This is a genomic window from Flavitalea plasmicola, from assembly GCF_030546645.1.
In the GTDB taxonomy this organism is placed as follows: Bacteria; Bacteroidota; Bacteroidia; order Chitinophagales; family Chitinophagaceae; genus Puia.
Genome location: NZ_JAUOTO010000011.1, coordinates 54,296 through 68,694, shown reverse-complemented (window position 1 = coordinate 68,694; position 14,399 = coordinate 54,296). Strand labels below are relative to the sequence as shown.

Below are 14,399 nucleotides of genomic sequence, written 5' to 3'. Positions count from 1 at the left end.
GGTGAAATTACAGATTTTTTCATTATATACATTGTAAATTGCAGGTATGAACGTGAAGAACTTCCCTTTAACACATATACCGGAGCGGACGGAAAGCCCTCGGACGTATGGTCTTACCATGATCAATGACAAGGGTTTAAGCGTGACCGAAGCGAAAAGCCTCATTTCGGTGGCGGCCCCCTACGTAGACATCGTAAAGCTGGCCTTCGGAACCGCCTTCGTATCGCAGGACCTCCACGAAAAGGTAAAGGTCTTCCAGGATGCAGGCATGAAAGTTTACTTCGGAGGGCTGTTGTTCGAAGCTTTCGTCATCCGCAACCAATTCACGGATTTTGTCCAATTGCTAAAAGACTACGCCATCGATTATATCGAAGTATCCGATGGTTCCATCGACATTCCTCATGAAGAAAAATGCGGCTATATCGAAAAACTATCTGCCTACGGCACCGTGCTCAGCGAAGTAGGCTCGAAAGATAAGGATCGGGAACATATTACGCCACCCTACCGCTGGATCCAATTGATGAAGGCGGAGATGGAAGCCGGCGCCTCCTATATCGTGGCAGAAGCCCGGGAAACAGGCACCGTGGGCCTTTACCGCAATTCCGGCGAGGTCCGGGAAGGCCTGGTACAGGAGATCCTTACCAAGGTGCCCGCGGAAAAGATCATTTGGGAAGCGCCGCAGAAAGACCAGCAGCTGTATTTCCTTACCCTGATCGGCCCCAATGCCAATTTGGGAAATATAAACCCCTCCGAGGTCATCGCGCTGGAATCCATGCGGATTGGTCTCAGAGGGGATTCATTTAATTTATTTCTTAAATAAGCCGCCAAAGCCCGTAGTCCGGCAGCCGGTCGGCTATTTATACGTCACGGACAGCGTAATGGGAACATTCAGCGCTTTCGAGACGATGCAGCCGGACTTGGCGCCTTCTGCCACTTCCTTGAACTTCTCTTCCGACACACCGTCGATGACGGCAGCCTTTACATCCAGGTGGATGCCGTCGATCTTCAACCCTACCAGATCCAGATCAAGAATAGCCTCCGTCTCAATATCGTTGGCCGTAATACCGGCCTGGGTCAGCGCGGCGCTGATAGCCATGGTAAAACAGCCTGCATGGGCCGCAGCTATCAGTTCCTCTGGGTTGGTACCAACCACGCCCGGGTCAAAACGGGTCTTAAAAGAGTAATTCGTTTGGTTGAGAATAGAGCTGGGAGTGGAGATCTCTCCCTTGCCTTCTTTCAGGTTGCCTTTCCAATGCGCCTTGGCTGTCCTTTTCATGATGATAATTTTAAAGATTATAGTGATTGATTGCCTGCCGTTGATTACTGGCCATATTCAATATGCACTGGCCTTGTTCAGCTTTTCCAGGGCCGTCGCATCCAAAGAAAGCGAAGCGGCCTTCACCAGGTCGTCTAATTGCGCCGTGCTGGTCGCGCTGCTGATAGGCGCCGTGATAGACGGTCGGGCGATCAGCCAGGCAAGCGCCACACTGGCAGGGTTGGTTGCATACTGGACCGCCACTTCATCCAGGGCGGCAAGGATCCGATAGCCCCGCTCGTTCAGATAGGCTTTGACCCCTCCTCCCCTTACGCTCTTCGCAAGGTCGCCCTCACTCCGGTATTTCCCCGAAAGGAAGCCCCTGGCCAGCGAAAAATAGCTGATCACACCGACCTGGAGCTCCTTACAAAGAGGCTCCAGCTCTTGCTCGAATTCCTGCCGGTCATATAGGTTGTACTGGGGTTGTACGCTCTCATAGCGCGGATAGCCGATCCGGGCGCTGGCCTCCAGGGAAGCCTTCAGCCTGGTAAGCGTGAAATTGGAAGCGCCGATGGCCCTCACTTTCCCTGCTTTGATCAGTTCGGCATAGGCCTCCATGGTCTCTTCCACAGGCGTGACGTCGTCGTCCCAGTGGCTTTGGTAGAGGTCGATATGATCTGTCTGTAAGCGCCTGAGTGAATTATCCACTGCGCTCAATATATATTCTCTGGAAATATCCCTCTTTCCCTGACCCATGTCGCCGCCTACTTTGGTAGCAATGACCACCTTATCGCGCAGGCCCCTGCTTTTTACCCACTTGCCGATGATGGTCTCCGATTCACCTCCCTGGTTGCCTGGAACCCAACGGGAATAAATATCCGCAGTATCCACCAGGTTGAAGCCGGCATCCACAAACCTGTCAAGGATCTGAAATGATGTCGCTTCATCGATGGTCCAGCCGAAAACATTGCCTCCCAGCGCCAGCGGGGCTACCTGTAACCCCGACCGGCCTAATTGCCTTTTTATCATTGTCCAAAGCTAACAAGTAAAAATAATGATTGTTCATATCTTTACAAAAGGGCGCCATAAGGCGCTGGCGGCTGATTATGCCAAAAACATCTAACACATCCGAGGAGAATATCTTACTGACCCTGGCCAGGCATACGGCAGGGTTCACGGGAGAAGACTATTTCCGGGCGCTGGCCAGATACATCACGGCTACCCTGGGCGTCCGCTACGCCATGGTTTCGGAATGCACCAACGAGGACAATACACGCGTCCGGACCCTGTCCTATGTCGACCGGCAGGACCTCCTGGAATCCATAGAATACGATATAGCAGGCACTCCCTGCGAGATCGTCATGCAGGGAAAAGATTATTTCTGTCCCGAAGAACTGCAGAAGCAATTTCCGGGCGAAGAGCAGGCAGGCGTGTCTTCCTATATTGGAGTGCCCATTTACCACCCTTCCTCAGGCGAGGTCATCGGGCATATTGCCGCTTTCGACCCCCTGCCGATGACACAGGAGCAGAACCAGACAGCAGTGTTGAAAATATTTGCCGCAAGGGCCGGAGCTGAGATCGACAGGCTGCATGCCTGGAAAAAGCTCGAGGAGACCCATCAGGAGCTGACGGTGCGGTTAAAGGAAATAGAATCCCTGAAGAATCAACTGCAGGCCGAGAATAAATATTTACAGGAAGAAATAAAGCTGAACCACAATTTTGACGAGATCGTCAGCAAAAGCAAACGCTTCCATAAAGTATTGCGGCAGATCGAACAGGTGGCATCCACCGATTCCACTGTGCTGATCATGGGCGAATCGGGCACAGGCAAAGAGCTGATCGCCCGGGCGATTCATAACATCAGTCTCCGCAGCCGCAAGCCGCTGGTAAAGGTCAACTGTGCAGCCCTGCCTGCCAACCTGATAGAGAGCGAACTTTTCGGACACGAGAAAGGCGCCTTCACCGGTGCGCTGGAAAGACGGATCGGCCGCTTTGAGCTGGCCGACGGCGGCACTATCTTCCTGGACGAGATCGGAGAGCTCCCCGTAGAACTCCAGGCCAAGCTCCTGCGCGTCCTCCAGGAAGGAGAGTTCGAGCGGCTGGGTAATCCCCGGACCCTCAAAGTGAACGTGCGGGTGATCGCCGCCACCAATCGCAACCTGGAACAAGCCATCGAAAAAAAAGAGTTCCGGGAAGACCTGTATTACAGGCTGAATGTTTTTCCCGTCGTCTGCCCTCCCCTGCGCGAAAGAAAAGAAGACATCCCCCTGCTGATAAAGCATTTTTGCCAGAAACACGAAGGGAAGACGGGCAAAAAGATCACCCATATCCCCGCCAGGGTCATGACAGCCCTGGAAACATACGACTGGCCCGGAAATATCCGCGAGCTGGAGAATATCATCGAAAGAGCAGTTATACTCAGCCGTAATGGATCGCTGGAGGACGGAGAATGGATCCCCGCCGCAAAAAATACCGCACGCCCCGGCTCATTGCGCAAACTGGAGGACGTAGAGAAAAATCATATCCTGGAAGCGCTTAAAAAGACGGGCTGGAAGGTCAGCGGCGAAAAAGGCGCCGCCAAACTGCTGGGGCTGAACGCCACCACCCTGGAAGCCAGGATGAAGAAATGGGGGATCAAAAGGGAATGAGGGAGCGTAAATAGATAAAGTAAAAAACTAAATTATTTAGTATTTTTGCTTTCATAAACGCTTACCTATGGATTTCGAGTCATACCCTGTCACTAAAGTTCCTGAAAATTATTTTTACGAATTTTTCAGTCAGGGCCCGAAAGGACTGATCAAAAAAGTGGTTCAATATCACAGAATAGAGCAGTGGGATGAAATGATCTTTAATCTCGCTTTTGGAGATTGGAATGCTCGGACCCGGCGCATTGATGATAAAATAAAAAGCAACAATTCCTACACGGAAAAAGTATTGGCAACGGTTGCAGCAACCGTAATCCAATTTACGGATGACCATCCTGAGGCAATAATATACATTGAAGGCAGCACTCCCGCACGTACCAGATTATACCAAATGGGGATTAACAAACACTGGAACATTATTAATCAAAAAGTTCGGATTGAAGGCTTGGTAAATGGAGAATGGGAGGAATTCCGAACGGGCCGTCAGTACGAATGTTTCTTGCTTAAGCGGCAATAAAATTGTAATTTTAAAATGTCTAAATGTTCACTTATGTCCAACAAAAGTCCAAAAAAAGCGGGGAAAGTATCAAAGGGCGCAACAGATACGATAGACTATAGCAAAGACCCTTTTTTTGTTAAAAAGAACAAAAAGGCTGCAGAGACCATCCGTAAATATGGCATCCCCGACAGCCTGCTGAAAGGCAAACAAACTAATTAGCCCCCTCCCAACATGTTGGGACTTTCCCAATATATTGGGAACAAAATCTTTCCTGCCAAAAACATAAAATCCCCCAAACCCTCTCCCACAAAGACTTTCAGCGCCTAAAAAAATCCTGGCACACGGCTTGGCTATATAATCCCAAATTATCAGCCCATGAGCCGGACCATCACCAGATCACACCTTCAAAAAGAAGTCATCACCAGCGGGCACCTCTCGCTGGTGCATTTCAGGACCGACTGGAGCGGCGCCTGCCATATCATCGCGCCCGTGTACGAGGACCTCTCAAATTCCTATAAAGGCAAAGTAGATTTTTTCTCCATCGACGTGGAGCAGGAGACAGGCATCGGCACGGAACTGGGCGTTCCTGAAATTCCCACCATCCTTTTCTTCAGGGACGGTGAAGTAGTCGACCGCGTCGTGGGGCTCATCTCCAGGACGATCCTTGTCACCAGGATCGAACATGCATTGACCGCCACCAACAAAAACACCTTTTAAACGCTTATTTATGCCAGACACAGACAATACCAAATTACTCCTTCTACAAAGCCACCCGCTTTTCAGCCGGCTCAACAGCGAAAAGCTGGAGACCATCAGCTCGTTGCTGAAATGGAAAACCTATGCCAGGGGCGATGCTTTTGGCTATGGCGAAGGATCCTATCATAAACTTTGTCTCCTGATCAAAGGGAAGGTAAAGATCGCCGACTACGACCTGACGGGCATCGAGCTGGTCCGGGACATTCTCACAGCCCCTGATATCTTCGGCGACCTGAGCCTGGAAGGATCCCTCAGCCCTGATGAATATGCCGTTGCATTGACGGCCGGAACAATGGTCGCCTCTTTTTCCACGGCAGACTTTAAAAAGATCCTGGAAGATCATCCCGGAATGGCGCTCGATTTCGCCCACACGGTAAATAAAAAGCTGCGGAAGCTGGAGGACAGGCACTCCGACCTGGTATTCCGGGACGCAAAATACAGGCTGATCCGTTTTATCAAAAGCTGGGCGCTCAGCGACGGCAGTCGGATGGGCAATAAGATCATCCTTCCAAACTACCTCACCCACAGTGATATTGCAGGCGTGATCGCCACTTCCAGGCAGAGCGTCAACGTGCTTTTCAATGAGCTGCGGGACTCCGGACTGCTGTTCTACAACCGCAAACGCATTGAGCTCAATGACACAGGCACCTGGAACTAGCTTCCAGGGGCTTCTTCCTCCTTTATCAGCTCGTGCATGTACTGGTATTTCAGGTGATCGTAGAAAGAATGTTTGTCTACCAACATCGCAACCAGGCTGGCTACCATTCCTGCCAGCATTAGATGAAAGATAACGTTATGACGGTCTGTCATTTCCAGCACCAGTATAGCCGAAGTAAAAGGCGTACGGGTGACGCCCGTGAGAAAGGCCACCATGCCCGAAAGTACCAGCAGATTGGTATCGGTGGCCGACAGGTGCAGCCAGCCGGAAAGCGTGGCGCCGATGCTGGCGCCGGCGCTGAGCGCAGGTGCGAAAACACCACCGGAAGCCCCCGCCGTAAACGAAAAGACAGGTCCCACTATGCGCAGCAGCGGCATATACCAGCTATTGTATTTATCCTGCGTGAACAAGGCTGTCGTCATCAGCTCCTTTCCCGATCCCAGCACCCGTTCATTTATGAAAAAAGCCAGGGATGCCAGGAGCAGCGCACAGCCCGCCACATACAGGACATGCTGGCGGGTAAAGCGAAAACTATCCTTCCACCGGAAGAGCTTCAGGATCCATTTCGCCATCAGGCTCCCGGAAAGTCCGGCAGGGATGGCCACCAGCAACACACAGAGAAAGATATAGCCAGAGAGATGGCTGACATCCGGGTATCCTAAATATAAATAAGGCCCCAGCAGGGCCTGGGCAGTCAGCCCGGCAATGATGACGGCCGTGAATAAGGCAGTCTTGAAATAGCTGATATGCGTTCGGGTCAATTCTTCCACGGCGAACACGATCCCTCCCAACGGGGTATTGAAGGCCGCCGCAAGCCCTGCCGCCGCGCCTGTCATGATCATATTCCGCTTGGATATCCTGGGCCACCAGGCGGGCAGCCATTCGTTGATCTTCCGGAAGACAGAGCCCGCCACCTGGATGGTTGGCCCTTCCCTGCCGATGACACCTCCGCCAAAGGCCATGATAAGGCTCGATATCACCTTTACAAAAATTATCCGCAGGCTCAGCAGCTTGTTGACCTTATCATTGTATTTCGGGGTGGCCAGCTCGATAGCCGCCATCACCTGGGGGATCCCGCTACCCCTGGCATAGGGCGCCCACTGGCGAACCATCCACCAGGCGGAGAGAAAACACAGCGGGGTGACCAAAAAAAATAACCATGCATGCGTGTGAAGCATATAGGCCGTTCCCTTTTCAGCCAGCGCAAAGAGCCTGGCATAAACCACCGCCACCAGCCCGGTGACGAGAGACGCTACCCAAAAAGGGATAGCCTGAAGAAGATTTTGCTTCACTTTTTCATTCCTGATCCTGTCGAACGCCTTTTTCCCCGTAATACGAACACTACCGATAAAGGTCATATGTCATTGATTGAATTAATATTAGCTTGTTTCGCCGGGGTTAAAGGTACAAATATAAGGCCGCGGAGAAGGCTATGCGGACGCTAATCACATTTTAATAGCCTGATATACACGACACTCGGGGACTTGCCTTTGTAAATTAAAATACTTATTTTTCGGCTCGCGTATCTCATTCCCATGAAATTAACCTCGCAAAAACCGCTTGCATTTCCGCATCGGCCTAAGCCTTCTGTCCGCTGGCAACTGCTGGACAAAATAAGGTTGGGGGCATCCCAATTTCCGGCATGGGCTTCCCAGCTTCAACCGGCCAAAAAGAGCCTCCGTTTCCTGGAAAAGATTAAAGACACCGGTCTCGTCGCTGCCATGGGCGATTATGAAAAGCGGAAGCTTCGCATATTCAACCAGCTCAATTTTTTCCAGCTGCTCACAGGCATCCTGGTACCTGCCCTGGGCCTGGTACAGAATCACAGCCTGCCTGCCCTGGTATGGCTCGTAGCCAGCGTCCCCGCTTTAGTCAGCGTGCTGGTGCTCTGGCTAAATGCCCGTCACCATCATTTTCCCGCCCAGCTCGCCTATTTCGTCCTCTACCCTTTTGCCACCAGCATCGTTTATTTCAGCGGCATTAACCTGGGCGTCGAACTGTCCTTTATCCTCTACGGGATCTTATCCGTATTCTTTCTCCAGGAGATCGATCAGATGTTGTTTTCGGTCGGCCTGTCCATGGTCAGCTACTTCGTCCTGGCCGTGATCTGCAAACATTACACCTACCAGCTGGCGGCAGCGAACATATACTTCTATTTATTCAATCAGCTGCTGGCCATCGCCTTTATCTTTTATGGGCTCTTCCTCATCAAACGCGAGAATGCAGGCTATCAGCATAGTATCCTGCAACAGAAAGAGGCCCTATCCATCAAAGAACGTTTGCTCCAACGCCAGACAGAAGAGCTCATAGAGCTGAATGCGCTCAAGAACAAACTCTTCTCCATCATTGCTCATGACCTGAAATCTCCCATCTACGCGCTGAGAAACCTTTTTCGTAATATGCAGGAATATGATCTGCCGGCAAATGACATCAAGGAAATGGTGCCGGAGGTCGTCAACGAGCTGACGTATACCAGCAGCCTGATGGAAAATCTCCTGCTTTGGGCCAGAAGCCAGATGCAGGCGGATGCCGTCAAACCCCACCTGATCGATATTTCCGGCCAGATAAAGGATGTGGCAAGACTGCTGCAGCTGCAGGCCAAAGCCAAACAGATCCGGGTGATCCTGCAGGTGGATGACAGTCTCTGCGCATTTGCAGACAAGGATATGATCAACCTGGTGCTGCGGAACCTCCTCTCCAATGCCATCAAGTATACGCCCGCCAAAGGCTCCATCACCCTCACCGTACAAAAAGCCATCAAGGGCATAGAGGTCGTGGTGAAAGACACCGGCAAAGGCATGGACGCCGAAGCCATAGAGATGATCAGCCAGAACAATTATTATACGACAAAAGGCACGGCAGGTGAATCAGGCACGGGCCTGGGGCTCATGCTCTGTAAAGAGTTCCTCCTCCGCAACGGCGGCACCCTGCACATAGAAAGCGAGCCGGGCAAAGGCAGCGTTATTTCGTTCACGTTGCCGGATGCCGGTTGAGATCTCCTGTCTATTCGATAATTTCGCCGAATGAAACCGAGCTCTGCTGTTTGACATAAGCGCTGCGAGGTTCCATTCGACCATCAAATGCGAAGCATTCACCGAGGCCATTGAAAAAACATTATGATTTCGAGATAAAAAGACATTTTGTACGAATGAAACTACAACTCTGGTCCATCGGAAAAGACCATGAAGCATATGTAAAGCCGGGAGTGGAAGACTTCACGAAAAGGATCAGCCGTTATTATCCCGTTGAATGGATCATCGTTTCTCCGCCCCGCAACGCAGGCGCCCTGTCTCCGGCAGACCTGAAGAAAAAAGAAGGTGACTTGATATTGGAGAGCATCGGCAAAGACGATCACCTGGTAGCCCTGGATGAAAGAGGCCGGCAACAAAGCTCGGAAGGACTGGCGCAATTTATCCAGGCACGTGCCAATGAAAGCATCCGGAACCTTATCTTCCTCATCGGGGGCGCGTATGGTTTGGATGATCGTGTCTTGCAAAGAGCCAACTACAAATGGTCCCTGTCACAGCTGACCTTGCCGCATCAATTGGTGCGGCTGGTACTGGCAGAACAGCTGTACAGAGCCTGTACGATCTTACGCAATGAAAAATATCATCATTCATAAAACTTAACGCATCCACCGCTAAAAGTAGTCACGGGAATACCCTATCTTTAAAAAAAATCTCAATGTTCACGATCACCATCAGTATTATAGTCCTTACCACTCTGATCTCACTCACCGCCATCAATAATCCCCGCATCATGGATGACCTGATCTTCTGGCCTCCGGCGATCAGCATGCGCAATCAATATTACCGTTTCTTTACCTGTGGATTGATCCATGCAGATTACATCCATCTGCTCTTCAATATGGTCACCCTTTACTCTTTCGGACGGGCATTGGAAGTGATGTACAGGGGAGAATTAGGATTACAGCACTACTATTACCTGATATTATACGTAAGCGCAATTATCGTTGCCAATATACCCACCTATCTCAAACGGCGGGATGACTACAACTACCGCAGCCTGGGTGCCTCAGGAGCCGTCTGCGCTGTCATGTTCGCTTTCATTTTGATCGACCCCTGGGAGACCCTCTATCTCTTCGGCTCCAGGGCGCTGGGCGTGCCGGCCCTTCTCTACGCCATTCTCTTCCTGGCCTATACGATCTATATGTCCAGGAAAGGGGGGGACAACGTCAACCACGACGCCCATCTCTGGGGATCTGTCTTCGGGATCGTCTTTACCATCGCCTTGCATCCCGACGTCGTCAACACTTTCATCAACCAGATGCGGCACCCGAGATTCTAACGGGGGAGAAATGCTATTCTCAGCACCTGCTTCGTTCGCTCCGTTATCCGGAAACGATCGTCTATCCGCATGCCTACTACCCAGATGATCTTTTTGTCCATCTCCAGCACCCACACCTTCTCCTTTTGCGCAAGCGAAAGCTTATTGTCAATAAAAAAGCGGGCCAGCTTCTTCTTCTTCCGCATTCCCAGAGGATAGAAATAGTCACCGGGACGCCATTTGCGCAGCAACAGCGGGAATTGCATGGCCGTCGTATCCAGCCACGCGATCGACGCATCAGCCGTGGGTGCCTGCACGGTCAGCAGTTGCAGATCCAGGGTCCCTCCTTCATATAAGACCTTGCCTGCCGGGGATTCGATCAGTACATGATCGGCCGGCGCCTCCGCCAGCGGAGAGATGATCAACCAATTCCGATCCTTGAGTATCCGATGGCTGGCCGACAAAACATATTTGCCGGATCCCGCATCCAGCAGCGCCACCACGGAGGACACCTGCTGCGGGGAAAATCCCAGCGGATGTATGATCTCGTATATCAGCGTATGCAGGGGCTGCGATCGTCGTAGCTTCTCCACCGGGATATGCACCTCCTCCCCTTTCTTCTCCAGCAGCTTCTTTTTATATTGTTCCACCCCCTGTCTGTAAAGCACCTCGATCTCCCGGAATCGCTGGATATTATCGGCCAGGTGCGCCGTCACGCCCGGATACACCGATTGCAGCAAAGGGATCAGCTGGTGACGGAAATAATTGCGCGTATATTTATCCGAGGCATTGGAGCTGTCCTCTACCCAGGAAAGCCCCTGCTCTCCTGCAAACTGCCGCAGCATTTCTTTGGTAGCAAACAACAGGGGACGAACGATCCTGCCCTGCCGGGGCTGAATGCCCCGCAATCCCGCGATACCCGTCCCTTTAAAAAAATTCATCAGCAGCGTCTCTATATTGTCGTCCTGGTGATGGGCAGTGAGGATGGGACCCGCGTGCACCTGCTCGAACCACTGATAACGCAGCTCGCGTGCAGCCACCTGTATCGAACATTTTTTTTCGGATGCATACCGGGTCGTGTCAAACCTCTCCACCATGACCTGCTTGCCCAGCCTCCTTCCCATCTCCCGCACAAACGCCTCATCCCGCACACTCTCCTCTCCCCGCAGCTGAAAATTAACATGCGCGATAATAAGATCAAATCCCGCCCGGCAGCAAAGCTCGCACAGTACCACCGAGTCCATTCCCCCGCTGACAGCCACGAGCAATGTCTCATTCGAAGAAAAAAGCGCTTCCTTATCGACAAAATCCTTAAAAGCCTGTAACAGCTGCATCGCAATGTATTTTAATCCGTCAGGTCTTCATAAGCCGCCTGCAATTCATTATATGCACGCACCTCCCCCGCTGCACGGGCAGCCGTCATACCCTGCCGGTACCAGTGGATAGCCAGTTCCTTTTCGCCCGTGCGTTCCAGTAATTTCCCCAGGTGATAATACGATCCGACATAAGCGGGATCTCTTTCCAGCACTTCTTCCCAAAGCCGGCGGGCGAGAACATCGTCTTCCCTCTTCACATATTCCAGCGCAAGCGCATGTTTTACAAACGCATCATGCGGGTCTTTTTGCAGGAATGCCTTCAGCTTCTCTATCCTATCCATGCCTGTCAAATTTTTTTTTCTCTTGGTTGGGAATTATCTTTATAAAGTTTATCTTTGTTTTAGTTGCATAAACAACTTTATTGGTCACCTTAAAAACTCTTCCGCCATAATGAAGATATTAGTCTGTATCAGCAAAACGCCGGATACCACGGCGAAGATAGCCTTCACCCAGAACAATACGAAATTCGCTGCCGAGGGGGTCCAATGGATCATCAACCCTTATGACGAATGGTATGCCCTGGTAAGGGCGATAGAGCTTAAAGAAAAAGACCCTTCCACGGTGCTCCATCTTGTGACGGTAGGCGCTGCCGATGCCGAGCCCATCATCCGCAAAGCGCTTGCCCTCGGAGGTGATGAGGCCATCCGGGTGAATGCAGATCACCACGATAGCTTTTACATTGCCAGCCAGATCGCGGCAATTGCCAAAACGGGTGGCTATGATCTCATATTCACAGGAAAGGAAACCATCGACTACAATGGCTCCTCCATCGGAGGGATGGTGGCCGAATTGCTGGACCTGCCTTATATATCCCTGGCAGTGAAATTCGATCTTGAAGGAACGACGGCTACGGTTGTACGGGAGATCGAAGGCGGGGAAGAAACGGATAGCGTCAGTCTCCCGGTAGTCGTCAGCTGCCAGAAAGGAGTCGCCGAACAACGCATACCCAACATGAAAGGGATCATGGGCGCCAGGACCAGGCCCCTGAAAGTAGTAGAGCCGGTGGCGGTGGAAGCGCTCACCAGCGTAGTGTCGTTCGAGCTCCCTCCCGCCAAGGCAGGCGTCCGGCTGGTGCCCGCGGACAACCCCGAAGAGCTGATCCGGCTGCTGCACGAAGAGGCAAAGGCATTCTAATCATCACCATTTCCCAAAAAAAGAATCATGTCAGTATTAATATTTATAGACCATTCTGAAGGTCATGTTAAAAAAGCGTCCCTGGAAGCATTGAGCTATGGCGCAGCCGTCGCTCAACAGCTGGGTACCACAGCCGAAGGGCTCCTGTTGGGCACCGTCACCGAAGACCTGGCCGCCCTGGGCAAATATGGTGTTAAAAAAATACATCAGCTGGCCCAGGACAGCCTCAATCACCTGGATGCACAGGTATACGGAAAAGTTATTGCGGAGGCGGTAAGCGCTACCGGTGCTACCGTCGTCATTTTCTCCAATAACCTCAGCGGCAAGGCGGTGGCCCCCCGGGTGGCCGCCCGGCTGAAGGCAGGCCTGGTGGCAGGAGCAGTGGCCCTGCCGGACACGTCCAACGGCTTCGTAGTGAAAAAGAACGTCTTCTCCGGAAAGGCATTCGCCCATATATCCCTGACCAGCCCCATAAAGGTGGTGGCGCTGAACCCCAATTCCTTCGCAGCGAAGACAAGCGATGGACAGGCTGAAGTAGCTGCGCTGAATGTGCAGGCGGACACTCCTAAAGTAAAGGTCGTCTCCGCCACCCAGGCTTCCGGCCAGGTCCCCCTCACCGAGGCCGAGATCGTCGTCAGCGGCGGCAGGGGCCTGAAAGGTCCGGAGAACTGGGGAATGGTGGAAGAGCTCGCCAGGCTCCTGGGTGCGGCGACGGCCTGTAGCCGTCCCGTAGCAGACGCCCACTGGCGCCCGCACAATGAGCACGTTGGACAGACAGGCATCGCCATCGCCCCCAATTTATACATCGCCATCGGTATCTCCGGCGCCATTCAGCACCTGGCGGGAGTGAACCGGAGCAAGGTCATAGCTGTTATCAATAAAGACCCCGAGGCGCCTTTCTTTAAAGCAGCCGATTATGGCATTGTCGGGGACGCCTTCGAGGTGGTTCCCAAGCTGATCGCCGCCGTAAAGAAATTGAAGGGATTGGCGTAAATAATACCCTTATAGTCAATATTTCACATGAGACGCCCCCTTGCAGGTAAAGCCGTTGGGGGGGGCGGGCCCCTGAAAGACATCGCCTTTCAGGACGTTAGACGAAAAATGTGACCAGGCCGATTTTTACTGCTTGGGCCGGTCACATTTTTTTTGGATAAAATCCCTTAGTTTCGTGAATTATTTATGAAGAAGATAGAACTGGAAATAGTGGCTTTATCGCACAGCATAACGCAAACCCACTCCTATGCAGTTGTGTTAGGTGAAGTGAACGGCCTGAGGCGTCTGCCCATCGTCATCGGAGGTTTTGAAGCCCAGGCGATCGCCGTCGCATTGGAAAAAATGCACCCCAGCCGCCCACTCACGCACGACCTGATGAAAAACTTCATGAGCGCGTTTACCATCGACCTCCAGGAGATCATTATTTGCGATCTGCAGGAAGGCATCTTCTATTCCAAGCTGGTATGTGTCAGCGAACATGATACGGTGGAGATCGATTCAAGGACCTCCGATGCGCTGGCGCTTGCCGTCCGCTTCGGATGCCCCATCTATACTTACGAGCATATCCTCGACAGCGCCGGCATCCTGATGGAAGACAGCTCTTCCAAAAAGAAAAAAACAGGTGTTGCCGCCACGACGACCACCACCCCCGAAGGAGGAGGCTCCCGGGAAGATCTCAAAATAATGACCATCGAAGAGCTGGGAAAATTATTGAACGAGGTGCTGGAACAGGAAGACTATATCCGCGCCATCGCCATCCGCGACGAGATCAACAGCCGACGTAAGGCCCGATAGT

17 protein-coding genes are annotated in these 14,399 nt (G+C 52.0%); 12 read left to right on the top strand and 5 right to left on the bottom strand.

All coding sequences use genetic code 11. The features are described from left to right. Positions 1–46 precede the first annotated feature (46 nt). The gene (locus Q4E93_RS32365; protein ID WP_303592098.1) at positions 47–820 is read left to right on the top strand and encodes a phosphosulfolactate synthase; all 774 of its coding nucleotides are present in this window, start codon (positions 47–49) and stop codon (positions 818–820) included. A 33-nt stretch (positions 821–853) separates the two neighbouring features. Here the strand turns inward: Q4E93_RS32365 and Q4E93_RS32360 are convergent, their stop codons facing one another. Continuing rightward, positions 854–1,276 carry an OsmC family protein gene (locus tag Q4E93_RS32360; RefSeq protein ID WP_303592097.1) on the bottom strand — a complete coding sequence of 141 codons (423 nt, stop codon included), beginning with the start codon at positions 1,274–1,276 and terminating at the stop codon, positions 854–856. A gap of 57 nt (positions 1,277–1,333) precedes the next feature. Beyond that, on the bottom strand, positions 1,334–2,284 hold the full coding sequence (locus Q4E93_RS32355; RefSeq protein WP_303592096.1) for an aldo/keto reductase: 951 nt from the start codon (positions 2,282–2,284) through the stop codon (positions 1,334–1,336). A 77-nt stretch (positions 2,285–2,361) separates the two neighbouring features. On the opposite strand from Q4E93_RS32355, the gene Q4E93_RS32350 reads away from it, so the two are divergent. The 5 genes from Q4E93_RS32350 (at position 2,362) to Q4E93_RS32330 (ending at position 5,813) form a co-directional block, all read left to right on the top strand. Beyond that, positions 2,362–3,903, top strand: a complete 1,542-nt coding sequence (locus tag Q4E93_RS32350) for a sigma-54-dependent Fis family transcriptional regulator (RefSeq protein ID WP_303592095.1) — start codon at positions 2,362–2,364, stop codon at positions 3,901–3,903. Positions 3,904–3,970: 67 nt separating this feature from the next. Next, positions 3,971–4,417 (top strand): DUF6934 family protein, encoded by a 447-nt coding sequence (locus Q4E93_RS32345; RefSeq protein WP_303592094.1) that lies wholly within the window; start codon positions 3,971–3,973, stop codon positions 4,415–4,417. A 33-nt stretch (positions 4,418–4,450) separates the two neighbouring features. After that, positions 4,451–4,618: a hypothetical protein gene (locus Q4E93_RS32340; protein WP_303592093.1), complete on the top strand. Its 168-nt coding sequence runs from the start codon at positions 4,451–4,453 to the stop codon at positions 4,616–4,618. Between the two features lie 156 nt (positions 4,619–4,774). Beyond that, entirely contained in the window at positions 4,775–5,116 is a 342-nt protein-coding gene (locus Q4E93_RS32335; protein WP_303592092.1) for a thioredoxin family protein, read from the top strand. A 10-nt stretch (positions 5,117–5,126) separates the two neighbouring features. Next, positions 5,127–5,813: a Crp/Fnr family transcriptional regulator gene (locus tag Q4E93_RS32330; RefSeq protein ID WP_303592091.1), complete on the top strand. Its 687-nt coding sequence runs from the start codon at positions 5,127–5,129 to the stop codon at positions 5,811–5,813. On the opposite strand, the gene Q4E93_RS32325 is transcribed toward Q4E93_RS32330, so the two are convergent. Beyond that, complete coding sequence (locus Q4E93_RS32325; protein ID WP_303592090.1) at positions 5,810–7,171, bottom strand: chloride channel protein; 1,362 nt, start codon at positions 7,169–7,171, stop codon at positions 5,810–5,812. The two genes, Q4E93_RS32330 and Q4E93_RS32325, sit on opposite strands and share 4 nt — an antisense overlap. A gap of 177 nt (positions 7,172–7,348) precedes the next feature. Between Q4E93_RS32325 and Q4E93_RS32320 the strand changes: the two genes are divergently transcribed. The 3 genes from Q4E93_RS32320 (at position 7,349) to Q4E93_RS32310 (ending at position 10,121) form a co-directional block, all read left to right on the top strand. Then, complete coding sequence (locus Q4E93_RS32320; RefSeq protein ID WP_303592089.1) at positions 7,349–8,806, top strand: sensor histidine kinase; 1,458 nt, start codon at positions 7,349–7,351, stop codon at positions 8,804–8,806. A 155-nt stretch (positions 8,807–8,961) separates the two neighbouring features. After that, positions 8,962–9,435: a 23S rRNA (pseudouridine(1915)-N(3))-methyltransferase RlmH gene (locus tag Q4E93_RS32315; RefSeq protein WP_303592088.1), complete on the top strand. Its 474-nt coding sequence runs from the start codon at positions 8,962–8,964 to the stop codon at positions 9,433–9,435. Positions 9,436–9,497: 62 nt separating this feature from the next. After that, entirely contained in the window at positions 9,498–10,121 is a 624-nt protein-coding gene (locus Q4E93_RS32310; RefSeq protein ID WP_303592087.1) for a rhomboid family intramembrane serine protease, read from the top strand. On the opposite strand, the gene tilS is transcribed toward Q4E93_RS32310, so the two are convergent. Both tilS and Q4E93_RS32300 read right to left on the bottom strand, forming a co-directional pair. Further along, a complete protein-coding gene (tilS, locus tag Q4E93_RS32305) occupies positions 10,118–11,434 on the bottom strand; it encodes a tRNA lysidine(34) synthetase TilS (protein WP_303592086.1) in 1,317 nt (438 codons plus the stop codon). The genes Q4E93_RS32310 and tilS overlap by 4 nt on opposite strands. An 11-nt stretch (positions 11,435–11,445) precedes the next feature. Beyond that, complete coding sequence (locus Q4E93_RS32300) at positions 11,446–11,757, bottom strand: tetratricopeptide repeat protein (protein ID WP_303592085.1); 312 nt, start codon at positions 11,755–11,757, stop codon at positions 11,446–11,448. 109 nt (positions 11,758–11,866) lie between these two features. Between Q4E93_RS32300 and Q4E93_RS32295 the strand changes: the two genes are divergently transcribed. From Q4E93_RS32295 to Q4E93_RS32285, 3 genes are all read left to right on the top strand, one after another. Continuing rightward, entirely contained in the window at positions 11,867–12,610 is a 744-nt protein-coding gene (locus tag Q4E93_RS32295) for an electron transfer flavoprotein subunit beta/FixA family protein (protein WP_303592084.1), read from the top strand. A 27-nt stretch (positions 12,611–12,637) separates the two neighbouring features. Further along, positions 12,638–13,603 carry an electron transfer flavoprotein subunit alpha/FixB family protein gene (locus Q4E93_RS32290; protein WP_303592083.1) on the top strand — a complete coding sequence of 322 codons (966 nt, stop codon included), beginning with the start codon at positions 12,638–12,640 and terminating at the stop codon, positions 13,601–13,603. A 186-nt stretch (positions 13,604–13,789) separates the two neighbouring features. Next, entirely contained in the window at positions 13,790–14,398 is a 609-nt protein-coding gene (locus Q4E93_RS32285) for a bifunctional nuclease family protein (protein WP_303592082.1), read from the top strand. Position 14,399 lies beyond the last annotated feature (1 nt).